We start from the raw sequence: 16,084 nt of genomic DNA on the forward strand, positions 1-16,084 counted from the left end.
GAGTGCGGACGTACCCGACCGAAACGCAAGGTATGTCGCACAACACACCCGAAACACCCCTGCTCACCCCGTTCCCGCGTCCCAATCACCTGTCCCTGCTTCGTCGCGAGCGCCGTGCCCGTCAGCGGCGCCGGCTGCTCGGCGTCGCGGTGGCCGCGGGCCTGATGCTCTCGGGCACCGCCGCCGTCGCCGCGACCGCGCCGCCTCCCGGGGCGCGCACCGTGGCCGCGCCGACCCAGGGCGCCGACGACGCCACGGCCGCCGCAGTCGCCGAGGCCGCGCTCGACCGCGCGGAGAAGGCCCTGGCCCAGGCGCACGCCGAGGCCGACACGAGCAAGCTCCGCGCCGAGCTCGACGAGCTCAGCGACTACGAGAAGCTGCCGGCCGTCGTGATCAGCGGCGAGGCCGTCGAGACCGAGCACGCCACCCAGGACCTCGTGGCCCAGACGGCCGCCCTCGTCCGCGAGGACGAGGAGGAGCAGCGCCGCGCCGCCGAGGAGGCCGCGCGCAAGGCCGAGGAGGAGGCCGCGCGCAAGGCCGAGGAGGAGCGCCAGGCGGCCGAGGCCCTCGCCGCCGCGAACACGCCCGCGGGCGCCCAGGCGACCGCCGAGCGCATGGCGGCCGAGGTCTACGGCTGGGGCGCCGGCGAGTTCAGCTGCCTCGTGTCGCTCTGGAACAAGGAGTCCGGCTGGAACTACCAGGCCATGAACCCCTCGAGCGGCGCCTACGGGATCCCGCAGTCGCTGCCCGGCGACAAGATGGCCACGGTCGCCTCGGACTGGGCGACCAACGCCACGACCCAGATCACCTGGGGGCTCGACTACATCTCGCGCGCCTACGGCAGCCCCTGCGCGGCGTGGGGCCACTCGCAGGCCGTCAACTGGTACTGACGCACCCGGCAGATCCGAAGGGATCCGCACATCCGAAGCCCGTTTTGTCCGATCCGCGCTTCGGGATGGCGGATCCCTTCGGCTGTGCGGGCGGCGTGCGCCGTCGTCACGCCGCCTTGTGCAGGCCCTGCGCGATCGCGCGCAGGATGAGGTCCTGCACCTCCTCCCAGTGCTCGTAGATCTGCTGCGACGTCACGCGGATCACGTGGTAGCCGTGCAGCCGCAGGATCGCGTCGTGCGCGTTGTCGGACGACCGCTGCGCGCCGACGTGGTGCGCGCCGTCGACCTGCACCACCAGGCGCTCGCCGATCAGGAAGTCCACGCGGTGCCCGTAGAGCCAGATCTGCGATCGGATGGGCATCCGCAGCCAGCGGAGCCGGGTGAACACGAATGTCTCGAGGCCCGAATCCCGGAACGGCGACACCTCCGCCAGCAGCCGACGCGCGGCCGGAGAGAGCCGGTAGCGCCCGAACGAGTCGCGATCGACGAGGCCCTGCTGGAACGCCGAGTCCCACGCGGCGAGCGACTCCTCGTGCGGCTGGCAGTCGGCGATGAGCGCGAGGACGTTCTCGATCGGGTCCTCGAGTTGCCCGGGATGACGCGGTATCAGTGGCTGGGCCCAGTGGACGTGCGCCTTCTTCACCACGACGGACGCCGGCGCGAGAGCGCCGACGTGCACCAGGTCATCGGCCGCCCTCGTCCACAGCCCCAGCCGTTCAGCCTGGGTCACGCATGTAAGCACCACTCCCGAGACGGCTGCCCGGACGAGCATCTGATCCGCGCAGCCGGGAATGTAGACCCATCCCCGGCGCGGACGCCTGAGCGCGCCGCGTGCGACTGCTCCGTCGATTTCGTGCCGAGAGAAGCCGGCGTCGCGGAGCGCACGTGTGCGGGCGATCCCGCCCTGCGCGGCGAGGTGTGCGAGGAGATCCATGAGGCCACCGTCGCAGTCGCCGGGCTCGCTTGAGGCGGCCATCCGCTGCGGCGGAACAGGTGCGCCGCTGATGATCGCTGTGGACGAGAGTCGCCGATGCGAAGGGATCCGCACATCCGAAGCCCGGACCGCTTTCATCCGACTTCGGATGTGCGGATCGCTTCCGGTGGGCGAGGCTGGGAGGGTGCCGAGCGCCCTCCCGAGAGCCGCGTGATTCCGCGGGATCCCGCGCGACACGCCCGGGTTGCTCTCGTGCGGCCCGGGGTGGCAGAATAGACAAGTTCCACATTCCTGCGTGCGCTCCCTCGGGAGGACTGCGCGGGATCACTGCCAGGGCAGTGCACAGACCAGGGGTCTGGGCCGCGGGCAGGAGAACGAAATCACACACCCACCTCGCAGAGGCTGCTCTGCGCGCGTGGACTGACATGTGAACACGACCCACAGGGGTCAGCCCGAAGGGTATCCGGAGGGTACGTGCGTCCAATGCCCGTGAGGTACGACGCGTAAAGAGAGTGAGCAGACAAATGGCGGGACAGAAGATCCGCATTCGCCTGAAGTCGTATGACCACGAGGTCATCGACACGTCGGCGCGCAAGATCGTCGACACGGTCACCCGTGCGGGTGCTCAGGTCGTGGGCCCGGTGCCCCTTCCGACCGAGAAGAACGTGGTCGTCGTGATCCGTTCGCCCCACAAGTACAAGGACAGCCGCGAGCACTTCGAGATGCGCACCCACAAGCGCCTCATCGACATCGTGGACCCGACGCCGAAGGCCGTCGACTCGCTCATGCGTCTCGACCTTCCGGCCGACGTCAACATCGAGATCAAGCTCTGAGGCTGGGGATCGACATGGCTGACATCAACAACAAGATTTCGAAGGGCCTGCTGGGCACCAAGCTCGGCATGACCCAGGTGTGGAACGAGAACGGCAAGCTCATCCCCGTCACGGTGATCGAGCTCGCGCCGAACGTGGTCACGCAGATCCGCACGGCGGAGAAGGACGGCTACTCGGCCATCCAGATCGCCGCCGGCGCGATCGACCCGCGCAAGGTCAACAAGCCGCTCTCGGGCCACTTCGAGGCCGCGGGCGTCACGCCCCGCCGTCACCTCGCGGAGATCCGCACGGCCGACGCCGCCGAGTACTCGCTGGGCCAGGAGCTCACGGTCGACGGCACCTTCGAGGCCGGCCAGCTCGTCGACGTCGTCGGCACGAGCAAGGGCAAGGGCACCGCGGGTGTCATGAAGCGCCACAACTTCAAGGGCGTCTCGGCTTCGCACGGTGCGCACCGCAACCACCGCAAGCCCGGTTCGATCGGCGCCTCGTCGACCCCGAGCCGCGTCTTCAAGGGCATGCGCATGGCCGGCCGTATGGGCGCCGAGCGCGTGACCGTCCTCAACCTCACGGTTCACGCCGTCGACGCCGAGAAGGGTCTGCTGCTCGTCAAGGGCGCCGTCCCCGGCGCGCGCGGCCGCACCGTGTACGTCCGCAACGCTGTGAAGGGGGCCTGAGTTAGATGGCTGACTCGACTCTCGCTCTCGACGTTCTGGGCATCGACGGCAAGAAGGCCGGCTCGGTCGAGCTGCCCGCCTCGGTGTTCGACGTCAAGACGAACATCCCGCTGATCCACCAGGTCGTCGTCGCGCAGCTCGCCGCGGCTCGCCAGGGCACCCACTCGACCAAGCGTCGCGGTGAGGTCTCGGGCGCCGGCCGCAAGCCCTTCAAGCAGAAGGGCACGGGCAACGCCCGTCAGGGCTCGATCCGCGCGCCGCACATGACCGGCGGTGGCATCGTCCACGGCCCGAAGCCGCGCGACTACTCGCAGCGCACCCCCAAGAAGATGATCGCCGCCGCCCTCGCGGGCGCGCTCAGCGACCGTCTGCGGGGCGAGCGCATCCACGTCGTCGAGTCGTTCGGTGTGACCGAGCCCTCGACCAAGGCCGCCGCCTCCTTCCTCGCGAAGGTGTCGCCTGCCAAGAACGTGCTCGTCGTGCTCGACCGCGAGGACGACTTCGGCTACCTGAGCGTGCGCAACCTCGGTTACGTGCACGTGCTGATGGCCGACCAGCTGAACGCCTACGACGTGCTCGTCTCGGACGACATCGTCTTCACCAAGGCCGCCATCGACGCGTTCATCGCGCAGAAGGCCGGCGCCACTGAGGAGGTCTCGGCATGACCGCCGTCCAGAAGGACCCGCGCGACGTCATCCTGAAGCCGGTCGTCTCGGAGAAGAGCTACGGTCTCATCGACGAGGGCAAGTACACGTTCATCGTGGACCCCCGCTCGAACAAGACCGAGATCAAGCTCGCGATCGAGAAGATCTTCGGCGTCAAGGTGGCTTCGGTCAACACGATCAACCGCGTCGGCAAGGCCCGCCGCACCCGCTTCGGCATCGGCAAGCGCAAGGACACCAAGCGCGCCATCGTCACGCTCAAGTCGGGCACCATCGACATCTTCACGGCAGTCGGCTGACGGTCGGGGAGGAAGAGAGAACATGGCTATTCGCAACTACAAGCCCACGACCCCCGGTCGCCGCGGCTCGTCGGTGGCAGACTTCGCCGAGATCACCCGGTCGACGCCTGAGAAGTCGCTGCTCCGCCCGCTCGCCAAGACGGGTGGCCGCAACAACCAGGGCCGCATCACGACGCGCCACATCGGTGGTGGCCACAAGCGCCAGTACCGCGTGATCGACTTCCGTCGCAACGACAAGGACGGCATCGACGCGAAGGTCGCGCACATCGAGTACGACCCCAACCGCACGGCGCGCATCGCGCTCCTGCACTACGTGGACGGCACGAAGCGCTACATCCTCGCGCCGAACAAGCTGCAGCAGGGCGACGTCGTCGAGTCGGGTCCGAACGCGGACATCAAGCCCGGCAACAACCTGCCGCTGCGCAACATCCCGACCGGTACCGTCGTGCACGCCATCGAGCTGCGCCCCGGTGGCGGCGCGAAGATGGCGCGCTCGGCCGGCGCCGCGGTGCGTCTCGTCGCCAAGGACGGCCCCTACGCGCAGCTCCGTCTGCCGTCGGGCGAGGTCCGCAACGTCGACGCCCGTTGCCGCGCCACGATCGGCGAGGTCGGCAACGCCGAGCAGTCGAACATCAACTGGGGCAAGGCCGGCCGCAAGCGCTGGAAGGGCGTCCGCCCGACCGTCCGCGGTGTCGCCATGAACCCGGTCGACCACCCGCACGGTGGTGGTGAGGGCAAGACCTCCGGTGGCCGTCACCCGGTCACCCCGTGGGGTCAGCCTGAGGGCCGCACCCGTCACGCCAACAAGGAAAGCGACAAGCTCATCGTGCGTCGCCGTAACGCCGGCAAGAAGCGCAAGTAGGAGTAAAGAAGATGCCCCGCAGTCTGAAGAAGGGCCCCTTCGTCGACGAGCACCTGCTGCGCAAGGTGGTCTCGCAGAACGAAGCCGGCACCAAGAACGTGATCAAGACCTGGTCGCGTCGCTCGATGATCATCCCGGCCATGCTCGGCCACACGATCGCCGTGCACGACGGTCGCAAGCACATCCCGGTGTTCGTCACCGAGACGCTTGTCGGCCACAAGCTGGGCGAGTTCGCGCCCACCCGCACCTTCCGCGGCCACGAGAAGGACGACAAGAAGGGCCGTCGCCGCTGACCGCGGTGACGCAAGAGGAGAAGAAATGGTGGAGTCCATCGCACGCGTGCGACACATCCGCGTGACCCCTCAGAAGGCTCGTCGTGTCGTCGCGCTCATCAAGGGCAAGCAGGCCCAGGAGGCTCTCGCGATCCTGAAGTTCGCGCCGCAGGCGGCTTCCGAGCCGATCTACAAGCTCGTCGCGTCGGCCATGGCCAACGCGCAGGTCAAGGCCGACAAGGACGGCGAGTACCTGGACGAGCAGGACCTGTTCGTGGCGAACGCCTACGTGGACGAGGGCACGACGCTCAAGCGTTTCCAGCCCCGTGCCCAGGGCCGCGCGTTCCAGATCAAGAAGCGCACGAGCCACATCACGGTCGTGCTCTCGACGCCGGCGGTCGCGGAGACCGCTGACGCCGACAAGAAGAAGGCGAGCAAGTAATGGGACAGAAAGTCAGCCCCTACGGCTTCCGCCTCGGCATCACCACGGACCACGTCTCGCGCTGGTTCTCGGACTCGACGAAGCCGGGTCAGCGGTACGCCGACTACGTGGCCGAGGACATCAAGATCCGCAAGCTGCTGCAGACGAACCTCGACCGTGCCGGCGTGAGCCGCATCGAGATCGAGCGCACGCGTGACCGCGTCCGCGTCGACATCCACACGGCCCGCCCGGGCATCGTGATCGGTCGTCGTGGCGCGGAGGCCGAGCGCATCCGCGGCGAGCTCGAGAAGCTCACCGGCAAGCAGATCCAGCTGAACATCCTCGAGGTGAAGAACCCCGAGGCCGACGCTCAGCTCGTCGCCCAGGGCGTCGCCGAGCAGCTCAGCGCCCGCGTGGCCTTCCGCCGCGCGATGCGCAAGGGTCTGCAGGGCGCCCAGCGCGCCGGCGCCAAGGGCGTCCGGATCCAGGTCTCGGGCCGCCTCGGCGGCGCGGAGATGAGCCGTTCGGAGTTCTACCGCGAGGGTCGTGTGCCGCTGCACACGCTGCGCGCGAACATCGACTACGGCTTCTACGAGGCCAAGACCACCTTCGGCCGCATCGGCGTGAAGGTCTGGATCTACAAGGGCGACCTCACCAACAAGGAACTCGCGCGCGAGCAGGCCAACATGAAGCCGGCCCGCGACCGCGATCGTGGCGGCCGCCGTGGCCCGCGTCGTGACGACGCGCAGGCGCCGGTCGCGGAAGGAGCTTCGGCGTAATGCTCATCCCCCGCAAGGTCAAGTACCGCAAGCAGCACCACCCCAAGCGGGATGGCGCGGCGACGGGTGGCACCAAGGTCTCCTTCGGTGAGTTCGGCATCCAGGCCCTCACGCCCGCGTACGTGACGAACCGTCAGATCGAGTCCGCTCGTATCGCCATGACGCGTCACATCAAGCGCGGCGGCAAGGTGTGGATCAACATCTACCCCGACCGTCCGCTTACGAAGAAGCCCGCCGAGACCCGCATGGGTTCGGGTAAGGGCTCGCCGGAGTGGTGGGTCGCCAACGTCAAGCCGGGTCGCGTCCTCTTCGAGGTCGCCGGCGTCAACGAGCAGCTCGCTCGTGAGGCCCTGACCCGTGCCATTCACAAGCTGCCTCTCAAGGCACGCATCATCAAGCGCGAGGAGGGCGACGCGTAATGGCGATCGGCACCAAGGAGCTCGCCACGAGCGAGCTCGACACGTTCGAGGACCAGCGCCTCGTCGAGGAGCTGCGCAAGGCCAAGGAGGAGCTGTTCAACCTGCGCTTCCAGTCGGCCACCGGCCAGCTCGAGAGCAACGGCCGCATCCGCGCCGTCAAGCGCGACATCGCGCGGCTCTACACCGTCATCCGTGAGCGCGAGCTCGGCATCCGTGCCACGCCCGCTCCGGCCGAGGTGAAGGCCAAGAAGAGCAAGGCGAAGAAGTCGGACGAGACTTCGGTCGCCGAGGGAGAGGCTGAGTGATGGCCACCGAGAAGAAGGTCGGCGAGCACGCCGAGCACGACGTCCGCGACGCGGACGCCCGCGGCTACCGCAAGTCGGTCCGCGGCTACGTCGTGAGCGACAAGATGGACAAGACGATCGTCGTCGAGGTCGAGGACCGCGTGAAGCACCCCCTCTACGGCAAGGTCATCCGTCGCACCAAGAAGCTCAAGGCGCACGACGAGCAGAACACCGCCGGCATCGGCGACCTCGTGCTCATCAACGAGACCCGTCCGCTGAGCGCGACCAAGCGCTGGCGCCTGGTTGAGATTCTGGAGAAGGCCAAGTGATTCAGACCGAGTCCCGCCTCAAGGTCGCCGACAACACCGGCGCGAAGGAGCTGCTCACGATCCGCGTCCTCGGTGGTTCGAACCGCCGTTACGCCGGCGTGGGCGACACCATCGTCGCGACGGTCAAGGACGCGATCCCGGGCGGCAACGTCAAGAAGGGCGACGTCGTCAAGGCGGTCGTCGTCCGCACCGTGAAGCAGACGCGCCGCGCTGACGGCTCGTACATCAAGTTCGACGAGAACGCCGCCGTGATCCTGAAGAACGACGGGGAGCCCCGCGGCACCCGCATCTTCGGCCCGGTCGGCCGCGAGCTTCGTGACCGCAAGTTCATGAAGATCGTCTCGCTCGCCCCGGAGGTGCTGTAAGCAATGGCGAAGATCAAGAAGGGCGACCTCGTCCAGGTCATCACCGGCGCCAAGCAGGACCGCGGCGGCGACCGCGGCAAGCAGGGCAAGGTGCTCGAGGTCGTGGACGGCGGCCAGCGCGTCGTCGTCGAGGGCGTCAACTACATCACGAAGCACAACCGGATCGGCCAGACGCAGCGCGGCACGAAGACCGGTGGCATCGAGACGTACGAGGCCCCCATCCACATTTCCAACGTCGCGCTCGTCGACCCCGAGACGAAGAAGCCGACCCGCGTCGGCTTCCGCGTCGAGGAGCAGGTCAAGGACGGCGTCAAGAAGACTGTTCGCGTTCGCTACGCGAAGAAGTCGGGTAAGGACATCTGACAGTGAGCACCATTGACGCGCAGGCTGGCAAAATCCAGCCGCGCCTGAAGCAGGTCTACCGCGACCAGATCCGCCAGAAGCTGCAGGACGAGTTCGGCTACGAGAACGTCATGCAGATCCCTGGCCTGGTCAAGGTCGTCGTCAACACGGGTGTCGGCGAGGCAGCTCGCGACTCCAAGGTCATCGAGGGTGCGGTCGCCGACCTCACCGCGATCACGGGTCAGAAGCCCGTCGTCACCAAGGCGAAGAAGTCGATCGCGCAGTTCAAGCTGCGCGAGGGCCAGCCCATCGGCGCCCACGTCACGCTCCGTGGCGACCGCGCCTGGGAGTTCCTGGACCGCCTGATCTCGCTCGCCCTGCCCCGCATCCGCGACTTCCGCGGTCTGTCGGGCAAGCAGTTCGACGGCAACGGCAACTACACCTTCGGTCTCCAGGAGCAGTCCGTGTTCCACGAGATCGACCAGGACAAGATCGACCGCGTGCGCGGCTTCGACATCACGGTGGTCACCACCGCGAAGTCGGACGACGAGGGCCGGGCGCTCCTGCGCCACCTGGGCTTCCCGTTCCGCGCCGACGACCAGCAGGCCTGAGACATCTCTCAGGTCGGTCTGCGGTAAGATCGAGCGTTTGTGTTCCGCCGCCGGCCGGGATCTTCTCGGCCGGCGGCGGAGCCGCGCGAAGCACAACTGAATACGGATCGATCATCGAAGGTCGTCTGTCGTGGACCGGCAGCCGAAACCTCATGAACAAAGGACACGTCATATGACGATGACAGACCCGGTCGCAGACATGCTGACCCGTCTGCGCAACGCGAACTCGGCGCACCACGACACCGTGTCGCTGCCGTCGAGCAAGCTGAAGACGCACATCGCGGAGATCCTCAAGCAGGAGGGTTACATCGCGGCGTGGGAGGAGACCGACGCGCGCGTCGGCAAGACCCTCACGATGACCCTCAAGTACGGCCCGAACCGCGAGCGGTCGATCGCCGGCATCAAGCGCGTCTCGAAGCCCGGCCTCCGCGTGTACGCGAAGTCGACCGAGCTGCCCCGCGTGCTCGGCGGACTCGGCGTCGCCATCCTGTCCACCTCCTCCGGTCTTCTCACCGACCGTCAGGCTGAGCAGAAGGGCGTGGGCGGAGAAGTTCTCGCCTACGTGTGGTGATCCCTCATGTCGCGTATCGGACGTCTTCCCATTGACATCCCCGCCGGCGTCACCGTGACGGTCGACGGGCAGCAGGTTGCCGTGAAGGGCCCCAAGGGTGAGCTCGCGCTCACCGTGGCCAAGCCCATCGAGGTCAAGGTCGAGGAGAACCAGGTTCTCGTCACCCGCCCCGACGACGAGCGCGCCTCGCGCTCGCTGCACGGTCTCACGCGCACCCTGATCAGCAACAACATCATCGGCGTGACCCAGGGCTACACCAAGGGCCTCGAGGTCGTCGGCACCGGTTACCGCGTGGCGCAGAAGGGCTCGGCCGTCGAGTTCGCTCTGGGCTTCTCGCACCCCGTGACCGTCGAGCCGCCGGCCGGCATCACGTTCACCGTCGAGGGCAACAACAAGCTCACGGTGAGCGGCATCGACAAGCAGGCCGTCGGTGAGACCGCCGCCAACATCCGCAAGATCCGCAAGCCCGAGCCGTACAAGGGCAAGGGTGTGCGCTACGCCGGCGAGGTCGTGCGTCGCAAGGCCGGAAAGGCTGGTAAGTAATCATGGCTGTGAAGTCGAAGTCGGCCGCGCGTACGCGCCGTCACGTTCGCCTCCGCAAGAAGGTCGTCGGCACCGAGGCCCGTCCTCGTCTCGTCGTGACCCGTTCGGCGCGCCACGTCTTCGTGCAGCTCGTCGACGACAGCAAGGGCCACACCGTGGCCTCCGCCTCGACTCTCGAGACCGACCTGCGCGGCTTCGAGGGCGACAAGACCGCCAAGGCCCGCAAGGTCGGCGAGCTGCTCGCTGAGCGCGCCAAGGCCGCCGGGTTCACCGACGTGGTGTTCGACCGTGGTGGCAACCGCTACGCCGGTCGTGTCGCCGCGATCGCCGAGGGCGCCCGCGAAGGGGGGCTGAACCTGTGAGTGACAACAAGGAGACCGAAGTGACCACCGAGGCCCCCGAGGCCGGCGCCGAGCAGGCGCAGACCGAGCAGCGCACCGAGCGCGGCGACCGCCGCGGCGGACGCGGTGAGCGCGGCCAGGGCCGTGGCGGCCGTGACCGCAACGACCGTGGCGCCGACAGCCAGTTCCTGGAGCGCGTCGTCACGATCAACCGCGTGTCGAAGGTCGTGAAGGGTGGTCGTCGCTTCAGCTTCACCGCTCTCGTGGTCGTCGGCGACGGCAACGGCGTGGTCGGTGTCGGCTACGGCAAGGCCCGCGAAGTGCCCCTGGCGATCTCGAAGGGCGTCGAGGACGCGAAGCGCAACTTCTTCCGCGTGCCCCGCGCCGGCGCCACCATCCCGCACCCCGTGCAGGGTGAGGCCGCGGCCGGTGTCGTCATGCTCCGCCCGGCGTCCGCGGGTACCGGTGTCATCGCCGGTGGCCCCGTGCGCGCCGTGCTCGAGTGCGCCGGCATCCACGACGTGCTGTCGAAGTCGCTCGGCTCGTCGAACACGATCAACATCGTGCACGCGACGGTGGAGGCCCTGAAGCAGCTCGAGGAGCCCCGTGCGGTCGCCGCGCGTCGTGGCCTCGAGTTCGACCAGGTCGCCCCTGCGCGTCTCGTCCGTGCGGAGGCCGAGGCCGCCGCTGCTGCGAAGGCAGGTGTCTGATGGCTGCTCGTCTGAAGGTGACGCAGACCAAGTCCAAGGTGAGCGAGAAGCAGAACCAGCGCGACACGCTGCGTTCGCTCGGCCTCAAGCGGATCGGCGACTCGGTCGTCCGTCCCGACGACGCGCAGACGCGCGGTTACGTCAAGGCCGTCGCCCACCTCGTCAAGGTTGAGGAGATCGACTGATGGCTGAGAAGAAGGCCACGGCCGACAAGGCCGACAAGAAGACCGCAGCCGAGGCCAAGCGCCCCGGTGTGCTGAAGGTCCACCACCTCCGTCCCGTCCCGGGCGCCAACACCGCGAAGACCCGTGTCGGTCGCGGTGAGGGCTCGAAGGGCAAGACGGCCGGTCGAGGCACCAAGGGCACCAAGGCGCGCTACAGCGTCCGCCCCGGCTTCGAGGGTGGCCAGATGCCGCTGCACATGCGCACCCCGAAGCTGCGCGGGTTCAAGAACCCGTTCCGCGTCGAGTACCAGGTCGTGAACCTGGACAAGCTCGCGGAGCTCTACCCGCAGGGTGGCGACGTGACCGTCGCCGACCTGGTGGCCAAGGGCGCGGTCCGCAAGAACGAGAAGGTCAAGGTTCTCGGTGGCGGCGACATCGCCGTGGCCCTGAACGTGACCGTCGACAAGGTCTCCGGCTCGGCTGAGCAGAAGATCGTCGCGGCCGGCGGCAGCGTCAAGTAACCCACGTCAAGGGGCCGGAAGCGATCGCTTCCGGCCCCTTGCGTTAGCCTGGAGGCCGGTCCCGCCCTCGCGGGCCCGTCTCATTCCCCGGGAGGCACGTCCTTGTTCAGCGCCATCGCGCGGATCTTCCGCACGCCGGATCTGCGGCGGAAGATCGGATTCACCCTCGCGATCATCGCGATCTACCGCTTCGGCGCGCACGTGCCGGCTCCGTTCGTGAACTTCCCGAACGTCCAGAGCTGCATCGACCAGACGTCGGGCACCGACGGACTGCTCTCGCTCGTCAACCTCTTCTCCGGCGGCGCGCTGCTGCAGCTGTCGATCTTCGCGCTCGGCGTCATGCCGTACATCACGGCAACGATCATCACGCAGCTGCTCCGCGTCGTGATCCCGCACTTCGAGACCCTCTACAAGGAGGGCCAGTCGGGCCAGGCGAAGCTGACGCAGTACACGCGCTACCTCACGATCGCGCTCGCGCTGCTGCAGTCGACCACCCTCGTGACCGTCGCCCGCACCGGCCAGCTGTTCGGCGTGACGGGCATTCCGGAGTGCACGCAGCTGCTCGTCAACGACGTGTGGTGGGCCCAGCTGCTCATGATCATCACGATGACCGCCGGCACCGGCCTCATCATGTGGTTCGCCGAGCTCGTCACCGAGCGCGGCATCGGCAACGGCATGTCGCTGCTGATCTTCACGTCGATCGCCGCGACCTTCCCCGCCGCCATGGGCGCCATCTGGCAGGCCCGCGGCTTCGAGATCTTCCTGCTCGTGATGGCGGTCGGCGTGCTCGTCGTGGCGCTCGTCGTGTTCGTCGAGCAGTCGCAGCGCCGCATCCCGGTCCAGTACGCGAAGCGGATGGTGGGCCGCCGCACGTACGGCGGAACCAACACCTACATCCCGATCAAGGTCAACATGGCCGGCGTCGTGCCCGTCATCTTCGCCTCGTCGCTGCTGTACATCCCGGCGCTCATCGCGCAGTTCAACACCCCGGCCGACGGCACCCTGCCCCCGGAGTGGGTGACGTGGATCTCCACGTACCTGACCACGGGCGACCACCCGCTGTACATGGCCATCTACTTCCTGATGATCATCGGCTTCACGTACTTCTACGTGGCCATCACGTTCAACCCGGTCGACGTCGCCGACAACATGAAGAAGTACGGCGGCTTCATCCCCGGCATCCGCGCGGGACGTCCCACCGCGGAGTACCTCGACTACGTGCTCACGCGCATCACGCTGCCCGGCTCGATCTACCTCGGTCTCATCGCCCTGATCCCGCTGATCGCGCTCGCGACCGTGGGCGCCAACCAGAACTTCCCGTTCGGCGGCGCCTCGATCCTGATCATCGTCGGCGTGGGCCTCGAGACCGTCAAGCAGATCGACGCGCAGCTGCAGCAGCGCCACTACGAAGGGCTCCTCCGATGACCTCCACCCGTCTCCTGATCGTCGGACCCCAGGGCTCGGGCAAGGGCACGCAGGGCGTGCGGATCGCCGAGGCGTACGGCATCCCCGAGATCTCGACCGGCGACATCTTCCGCGCCAACATCAAGGAGGGCACGGAGCTCGGCCTGAAGGTCAAGGCGATCACCGACGCCGGCGACCTCGTGTCGGACGAGCTGACCGGCGAGATCGTGCGCGACCGCCTGTCGCAGCCCGACGCGGCCGACGGCTTCCTGCTCGACGGCTACCCCCGCAACATCGCGCAGCTGCACCACCTCGACGAGTTCCTCGCCGAGCGGGGCGAGTCGCTCGACGCCGTGATCGAGCTCGCGGTCCCGCGCGAGGAGAGCCTCAAGCGGATCGCGCTGCGGGCCGCGGAGCAGGGCCGCTCGGACGACACGGAGGAGGCCATCGCGCACCGCCTCGACATCTACGAGCGCCAGACCGCGCCGCTCCTCGCGGTGTACGGCGAGCGCGGCATCGTCGAGACGATCGACGGCGTCGGCAGCCTCGACGAGATCACCGAGCGGATCCTCGCGGCGCTCGAGGCGCGCGGCCTCGTGCGCACGGCCGCGGTCTGACCCGCGCCGTCCTCCCGCACGTGTTCCGCAAGTCGATCTACAAGACCCCCGCGCAGCTGCGCGCGATGGTCGAGCCCGGCCTCATCACGGCCGCCGCGCTCGAGGCCGTGCGCCCGCTGATCCGCCCCGGCGCGACCACGCTCGAGCTCGACGCGGTCGCGTACCGCGTGATCACCGAGCGCGGCGCGCGCTCCAACTTCCAGCTGGTGCGCGGCTACCGGCACACGATCTGCGCCTCGGTCAACCAGGCCGTCGTGCACGGCATCCCGACGGATGTGCCGCTGCAGCCGGGTGACATCGTGTCGATCGACTGCGGGGCCGAGACTTCGGACGGCTGGAACGGCGACTCGGCGATCACCGTCGTGATCCCCGACCCCGAGCGTCCCGACGTGGTCGCGCGGCGCGAGGAGCTGTCGCGTGTGACCGAGGGGTCGATGTGGGCCGGCATCGCCGCGCTCGCGTCGGCGAAGCGCCTCGGCGAGGTCGGCGCCGCGATCCAGGACTACATCGAGGCGAACCCGCTGTCGCACTCGGGGCGGCCCGCGGGCATCCTGCGCGAGTACGTCGGCCACGGCATCGGCCGGAAGATGCACGAGGCGCCCTCGATCTTCAACTACCGCACGTCGGATCCCGGCGCGGAGATCAAGCCGGGACTCGCCGTGTGCATCGAGCCCATGATGACCTCCGGATCGGACGAGACGTTCGTCGAGGACGACGACTGGACCGTGTCCACCGTGGACGGCTCGGACGGCTCCCACTGGGAGCACAGCGTCGCCGTGCACGATGGAGGCATCTGGGTGCTCACGGCACCCGACGGCGGTGCGGCCGGCCTCGCGCCGTTCGGCGTCGTGCCGGTTCCGATCGCCTGATCCTCGGACGAACGGAGCACAGCATGACGGCCGACGGCGGAGCGAAGCGGACCAACTGGCTCGCGATCTGGATCTCGGCGGCCGTGGTCGTGCTGCTCGTGGCCGTCGGCGGCATCGCGGTCTGGATGAACAACCAGGCGACGGCCCCCGCCGAGTCGCCCGGCTCCGCCGTGGTCGACACGCGGACGGGCGCGATCTCCATCGGCGAGGGCGACGACGTCCTGGACGAGTACGTCGACTTCATGTGCCCGATCTGCGGCGACTTCAACGACATCTACGGCGAGACCGTGCGCGACCTCGTCGCGGCGGGGGAACTCACGCTCAACCTGCATCCGATCTCGATCCTCGACCGCTATTCGCAGGGCACCGAGTACTCCACGCGCGCGGCGGCCGCGACGTACTGCGTCGCCGACGCGAACCCGGATGCCGTGTACCCGTTCTTCGAGTCGCTCTACGCGAACCAGCCCGCCGAGGGCTCGACCGGTCTCACGGACGAGCAGCTCATCGGCTACGCGGCCGATGCCGGTGCGGGCGATGCGGAGTCGTGCATCGCCGACGGCGAGTACCGCGACTACGTGACGCAGATCACGGAGGAGACGCCGGTGCAGCCGGGCGCGCAGGGGATCGGCACGCCCACCGTGCTCCTGAACGGCGAGTTCGTCGCCCTCACGGGCGACCCGGAGGCCGACATCGCCTCCCGGGTGCGCTGAGCGCGGTGCGGCCTACCACCGCGCGACACGCCGAGGTTGCCGACACGCCCGGCGTCGCCTAACATAGATCTTTGGTGCCTTGCGCCTGTTTCGGCGTGTCGCCGCGACCGCATCTCCGGCACCGAATCCACCCACCGCAGACCGACCGGTCTGCACAAGCAAAGCGAGTCTATGGCGAAGAAAGACGGTGTCATCGAGATCGAGGGTGTGATCACCGAGGCTCTGCCCAACGCGATGTTCCGCGTCGAGCTGACCAACGGTCACAAGGTCCTCGCCACGATCTCCGGGAAGATGCGGCAGAACTACATCCGGATCATCCCCGAGGACCGCGTGGTCGTGGAGCTCAGCCCCTACGACCTCACGCGCGGCCGCATCGTCTATCGCTACCGCTAGGCCGGTCGAGAAGTAACGGCCGTGCCCGAGAGGGCGCGGTACGAAGACAGCGAAAGAAGAATCATGAAGGTCAACCCCAGCGTCAAGCCGATCTGCGACCACTGCAAGGTGATCCGTCGCCACGGCCGCGTCATGGTCATCTGCAAGAGCAACCCGCGCCACAAGCAGCGCCAGGGCTGATGCGGGCCCCTCGGGGCCCCGTCTCTCGCAGCACACAACTCAACATCTGAATCTCGGCAGGATCAGAACCCGCATCACGCGGGGG

General features: G+C 68.2%; 28 protein-coding genes. 27 read left to right on the forward strand and 1 reads right to left on the reverse strand.

The features are described 5' to 3' along the window. Positions 1 to 32: 32 nt before the first annotated feature. On the forward strand, positions 33 to 890 hold the full coding sequence (locus tag ACYVGN_RS12545) for an aggregation-promoting factor C-terminal-like domain-containing protein (RefSeq protein ID WP_460791154.1): 858 nt from the start codon (positions 33 to 35) through the stop codon (positions 888 to 890). Between the two features lie 106 nt (positions 891 to 996). Here the strand turns inward: ACYVGN_RS12545 and ACYVGN_RS12550 are convergent, their stop codons facing one another. Continuing rightward, positions 997 to 1,620 carry an endonuclease domain-containing protein gene (locus tag ACYVGN_RS12550; RefSeq protein ID WP_460791155.1) on the reverse strand — a complete coding sequence of 208 codons (624 nt, stop codon included), beginning with the start codon at positions 1,618 to 1,620 and terminating at the stop codon, positions 997 to 999. A 728-nt stretch (positions 1,621 to 2,348) separates the two neighbouring features. On the opposite strand from ACYVGN_RS12550, the gene rpsJ reads away from it, so the two are divergent. The 26 genes from rpsJ (at position 2,349) to rpmJ (ending at position 15,999) form a co-directional block, all read left to right on the forward strand. Then, a complete protein-coding gene (gene rpsJ, locus ACYVGN_RS12555) occupies positions 2,349 to 2,657 on the forward strand; it encodes a 30S ribosomal protein S10 (protein WP_055992136.1) in 309 nt (102 codons plus the stop codon). Between the two features lie 14 nt (positions 2,658 to 2,671). Further along, positions 2,672 to 3,331 (forward strand): 50S ribosomal protein L3, encoded by a 660-nt coding sequence (gene rplC, locus ACYVGN_RS12560; RefSeq protein ID WP_055992139.1) that lies wholly within the window; start codon positions 2,672 to 2,674, stop codon positions 3,329 to 3,331. A gap of 5 nt (positions 3,332 to 3,336) precedes the next feature. Then, positions 3,337 to 3,996, forward strand: a complete 660-nt coding sequence (gene rplD / locus ACYVGN_RS12565) for a 50S ribosomal protein L4 (protein WP_055992142.1) — start codon at positions 3,337 to 3,339, stop codon at positions 3,994 to 3,996. Continuing rightward, on the forward strand, positions 3,993 to 4,292 hold the full coding sequence (gene rplW, locus ACYVGN_RS12570) for a 50S ribosomal protein L23 (RefSeq protein ID WP_055992145.1): 300 nt from the start codon (positions 3,993 to 3,995) through the stop codon (positions 4,290 to 4,292). The genes rplD and rplW overlap by 4 nt, the downstream gene beginning before the upstream one ends. Positions 4,293 to 4,314: 22 nt before the next feature. Further along, positions 4,315 to 5,154 carry a 50S ribosomal protein L2 gene (rplB, locus tag ACYVGN_RS12575; protein WP_055992148.1) on the forward strand — a complete coding sequence of 280 codons (840 nt, stop codon included), beginning with the start codon at positions 4,315 to 4,317 and terminating at the stop codon, positions 5,152 to 5,154. Between the two features lie 11 nt (positions 5,155 to 5,165). After that, positions 5,166 to 5,447 carry a 30S ribosomal protein S19 gene (gene rpsS / locus ACYVGN_RS12580; RefSeq protein ID WP_055992152.1) on the forward strand — a complete coding sequence of 94 codons (282 nt, stop codon included), beginning with the start codon at positions 5,166 to 5,168 and terminating at the stop codon, positions 5,445 to 5,447. Between the two features lie 25 nt (positions 5,448 to 5,472). Beyond that, positions 5,473 to 5,868, forward strand: a complete 396-nt coding sequence (gene rplV / locus ACYVGN_RS12585) for a 50S ribosomal protein L22 (RefSeq protein ID WP_055992155.1) — start codon at positions 5,473 to 5,475, stop codon at positions 5,866 to 5,868. After that, positions 5,868 to 6,626, forward strand: a complete 759-nt coding sequence (rpsC, locus tag ACYVGN_RS12590; RefSeq protein WP_055992158.1) for a 30S ribosomal protein S3 — start codon at positions 5,868 to 5,870, stop codon at positions 6,624 to 6,626. The genes rplV and rpsC overlap by 1 nt, the downstream gene beginning before the upstream one ends. Beyond that, on the forward strand, positions 6,626 to 7,045 hold the full coding sequence (gene rplP, locus ACYVGN_RS12595) for a 50S ribosomal protein L16 (protein WP_055992161.1): 420 nt from the start codon (positions 6,626 to 6,628) through the stop codon (positions 7,043 to 7,045). The genes rpsC and rplP overlap by 1 nt, the downstream gene beginning before the upstream one ends. After that, positions 7,045 to 7,350, forward strand: coding sequence for a 50S ribosomal protein L29 (gene rpmC, locus ACYVGN_RS12600; RefSeq protein WP_460791160.1), 306 nt, complete (start codon positions 7,045 to 7,047; stop codon positions 7,348 to 7,350). Before rplP ends, rpmC begins: the two co-directional genes overlap by 1 nt. Further along, entirely contained in the window at positions 7,350 to 7,658 is a 309-nt protein-coding gene (gene rpsQ, locus ACYVGN_RS12605; protein ID WP_055992166.1) for a 30S ribosomal protein S17, read from the forward strand. Before rpmC ends, rpsQ begins: the two co-directional genes overlap by 1 nt. Continuing rightward, positions 7,655 to 8,023, forward strand: coding sequence for a 50S ribosomal protein L14 (rplN, locus tag ACYVGN_RS12610; RefSeq protein ID WP_055992168.1), 369 nt, complete (start codon positions 7,655 to 7,657; stop codon positions 8,021 to 8,023). Before rpsQ ends, rplN begins: the two co-directional genes overlap by 4 nt. A 3-nt stretch (positions 8,024 to 8,026) precedes the next feature. Continuing rightward, positions 8,027 to 8,386 carry a 50S ribosomal protein L24 gene (rplX, locus tag ACYVGN_RS12615; RefSeq protein ID WP_055992171.1) on the forward strand — a complete coding sequence of 120 codons (360 nt, stop codon included), beginning with the start codon at positions 8,027 to 8,029 and terminating at the stop codon, positions 8,384 to 8,386. Between the two features lie 2 nt (positions 8,387 to 8,388). Then, complete coding sequence (gene rplE, locus ACYVGN_RS12620; RefSeq protein WP_082543139.1) at positions 8,389 to 8,976, forward strand: 50S ribosomal protein L5; 588 nt, start codon at positions 8,389 to 8,391, stop codon at positions 8,974 to 8,976. 172 nt (positions 8,977 to 9,148) lie between these two features. Further along, the gene (gene rpsH / locus ACYVGN_RS12625) at positions 9,149 to 9,547 is read left to right on the forward strand and encodes a 30S ribosomal protein S8 (protein WP_055992177.1); all 399 of its coding nucleotides are present in this window, start codon (positions 9,149 to 9,151) and stop codon (positions 9,545 to 9,547) included. A 6-nt stretch (positions 9,548 to 9,553) separates the two neighbouring features. Then, positions 9,554 to 10,090: a 50S ribosomal protein L6 gene (gene rplF, locus ACYVGN_RS12630; RefSeq protein WP_460791163.1), complete on the forward strand. Its 537-nt coding sequence runs from the start codon at positions 9,554 to 9,556 to the stop codon at positions 10,088 to 10,090. 2 nt (positions 10,091 to 10,092) lie between these two features. Continuing rightward, entirely contained in the window at positions 10,093 to 10,452 is a 360-nt protein-coding gene (rplR, locus tag ACYVGN_RS12635) for a 50S ribosomal protein L18 (protein WP_055992182.1), read from the forward strand. Continuing rightward, positions 10,449 to 11,141, forward strand: a complete 693-nt coding sequence (gene rpsE / locus ACYVGN_RS12640) for a 30S ribosomal protein S5 (protein WP_134745969.1) — start codon at positions 10,449 to 10,451, stop codon at positions 11,139 to 11,141. Before rplR ends, rpsE begins: the two co-directional genes overlap by 4 nt. Continuing rightward, positions 11,141 to 11,326 (forward strand): 50S ribosomal protein L30, encoded by a 186-nt coding sequence (rpmD, locus tag ACYVGN_RS12645; RefSeq protein ID WP_055992188.1) that lies wholly within the window; start codon positions 11,141 to 11,143, stop codon positions 11,324 to 11,326. The genes rpsE and rpmD overlap by 1 nt, the downstream gene beginning before the upstream one ends. Beyond that, positions 11,326 to 11,826: a 50S ribosomal protein L15 gene (gene rplO, locus ACYVGN_RS12650; RefSeq protein ID WP_082543140.1), complete on the forward strand. Its 501-nt coding sequence runs from the start codon at positions 11,326 to 11,328 to the stop codon at positions 11,824 to 11,826. The genes rpmD and rplO overlap by 1 nt, the downstream gene beginning before the upstream one ends. 102 nt (positions 11,827 to 11,928) lie before the next feature. Further along, entirely contained in the window at positions 11,929 to 13,251 is a 1,323-nt protein-coding gene (secY, locus tag ACYVGN_RS12655) for a preprotein translocase subunit SecY (protein WP_055992191.1), read from the forward strand. After that, positions 13,248 to 13,847, forward strand: a complete 600-nt coding sequence (locus ACYVGN_RS12660) for an adenylate kinase (protein WP_460791165.1) — start codon at positions 13,248 to 13,250, stop codon at positions 13,845 to 13,847. Before secY ends, ACYVGN_RS12660 begins: the two co-directional genes overlap by 4 nt. Positions 13,848 to 13,867: 20 nt before the next feature. Next, a complete protein-coding gene (map, locus tag ACYVGN_RS12665) occupies positions 13,868 to 14,716 on the forward strand; it encodes a type I methionyl aminopeptidase (protein WP_460791167.1) in 849 nt (282 codons plus the stop codon). Positions 14,717 to 14,739: 23 nt separating this feature from the next. Beyond that, entirely contained in the window at positions 14,740 to 15,426 is a 687-nt protein-coding gene (locus ACYVGN_RS12670) for a DsbA family protein (RefSeq protein ID WP_460791168.1), read from the forward strand. A gap of 171 nt (positions 15,427 to 15,597) precedes the next feature. Continuing rightward, a complete protein-coding gene (infA, locus tag ACYVGN_RS12675) occupies positions 15,598 to 15,819 on the forward strand; it encodes a translation initiation factor IF-1 (RefSeq protein ID WP_055992200.1) in 222 nt (73 codons plus the stop codon). A gap of 63 nt (positions 15,820 to 15,882) precedes the next feature. After that, the gene (rpmJ, locus tag ACYVGN_RS12680) at positions 15,883 to 15,999 is read left to right on the forward strand and encodes a 50S ribosomal protein L36 (protein ID WP_005050492.1); all 117 of its coding nucleotides are present in this window, start codon (positions 15,883 to 15,885) and stop codon (positions 15,997 to 15,999) included. The last annotated feature ends 85 nt before the right edge of the window (positions 16,000 to 16,084 follow it).

This window comes from Microbacterium lacusdiani (assembly GCF_054779895.1).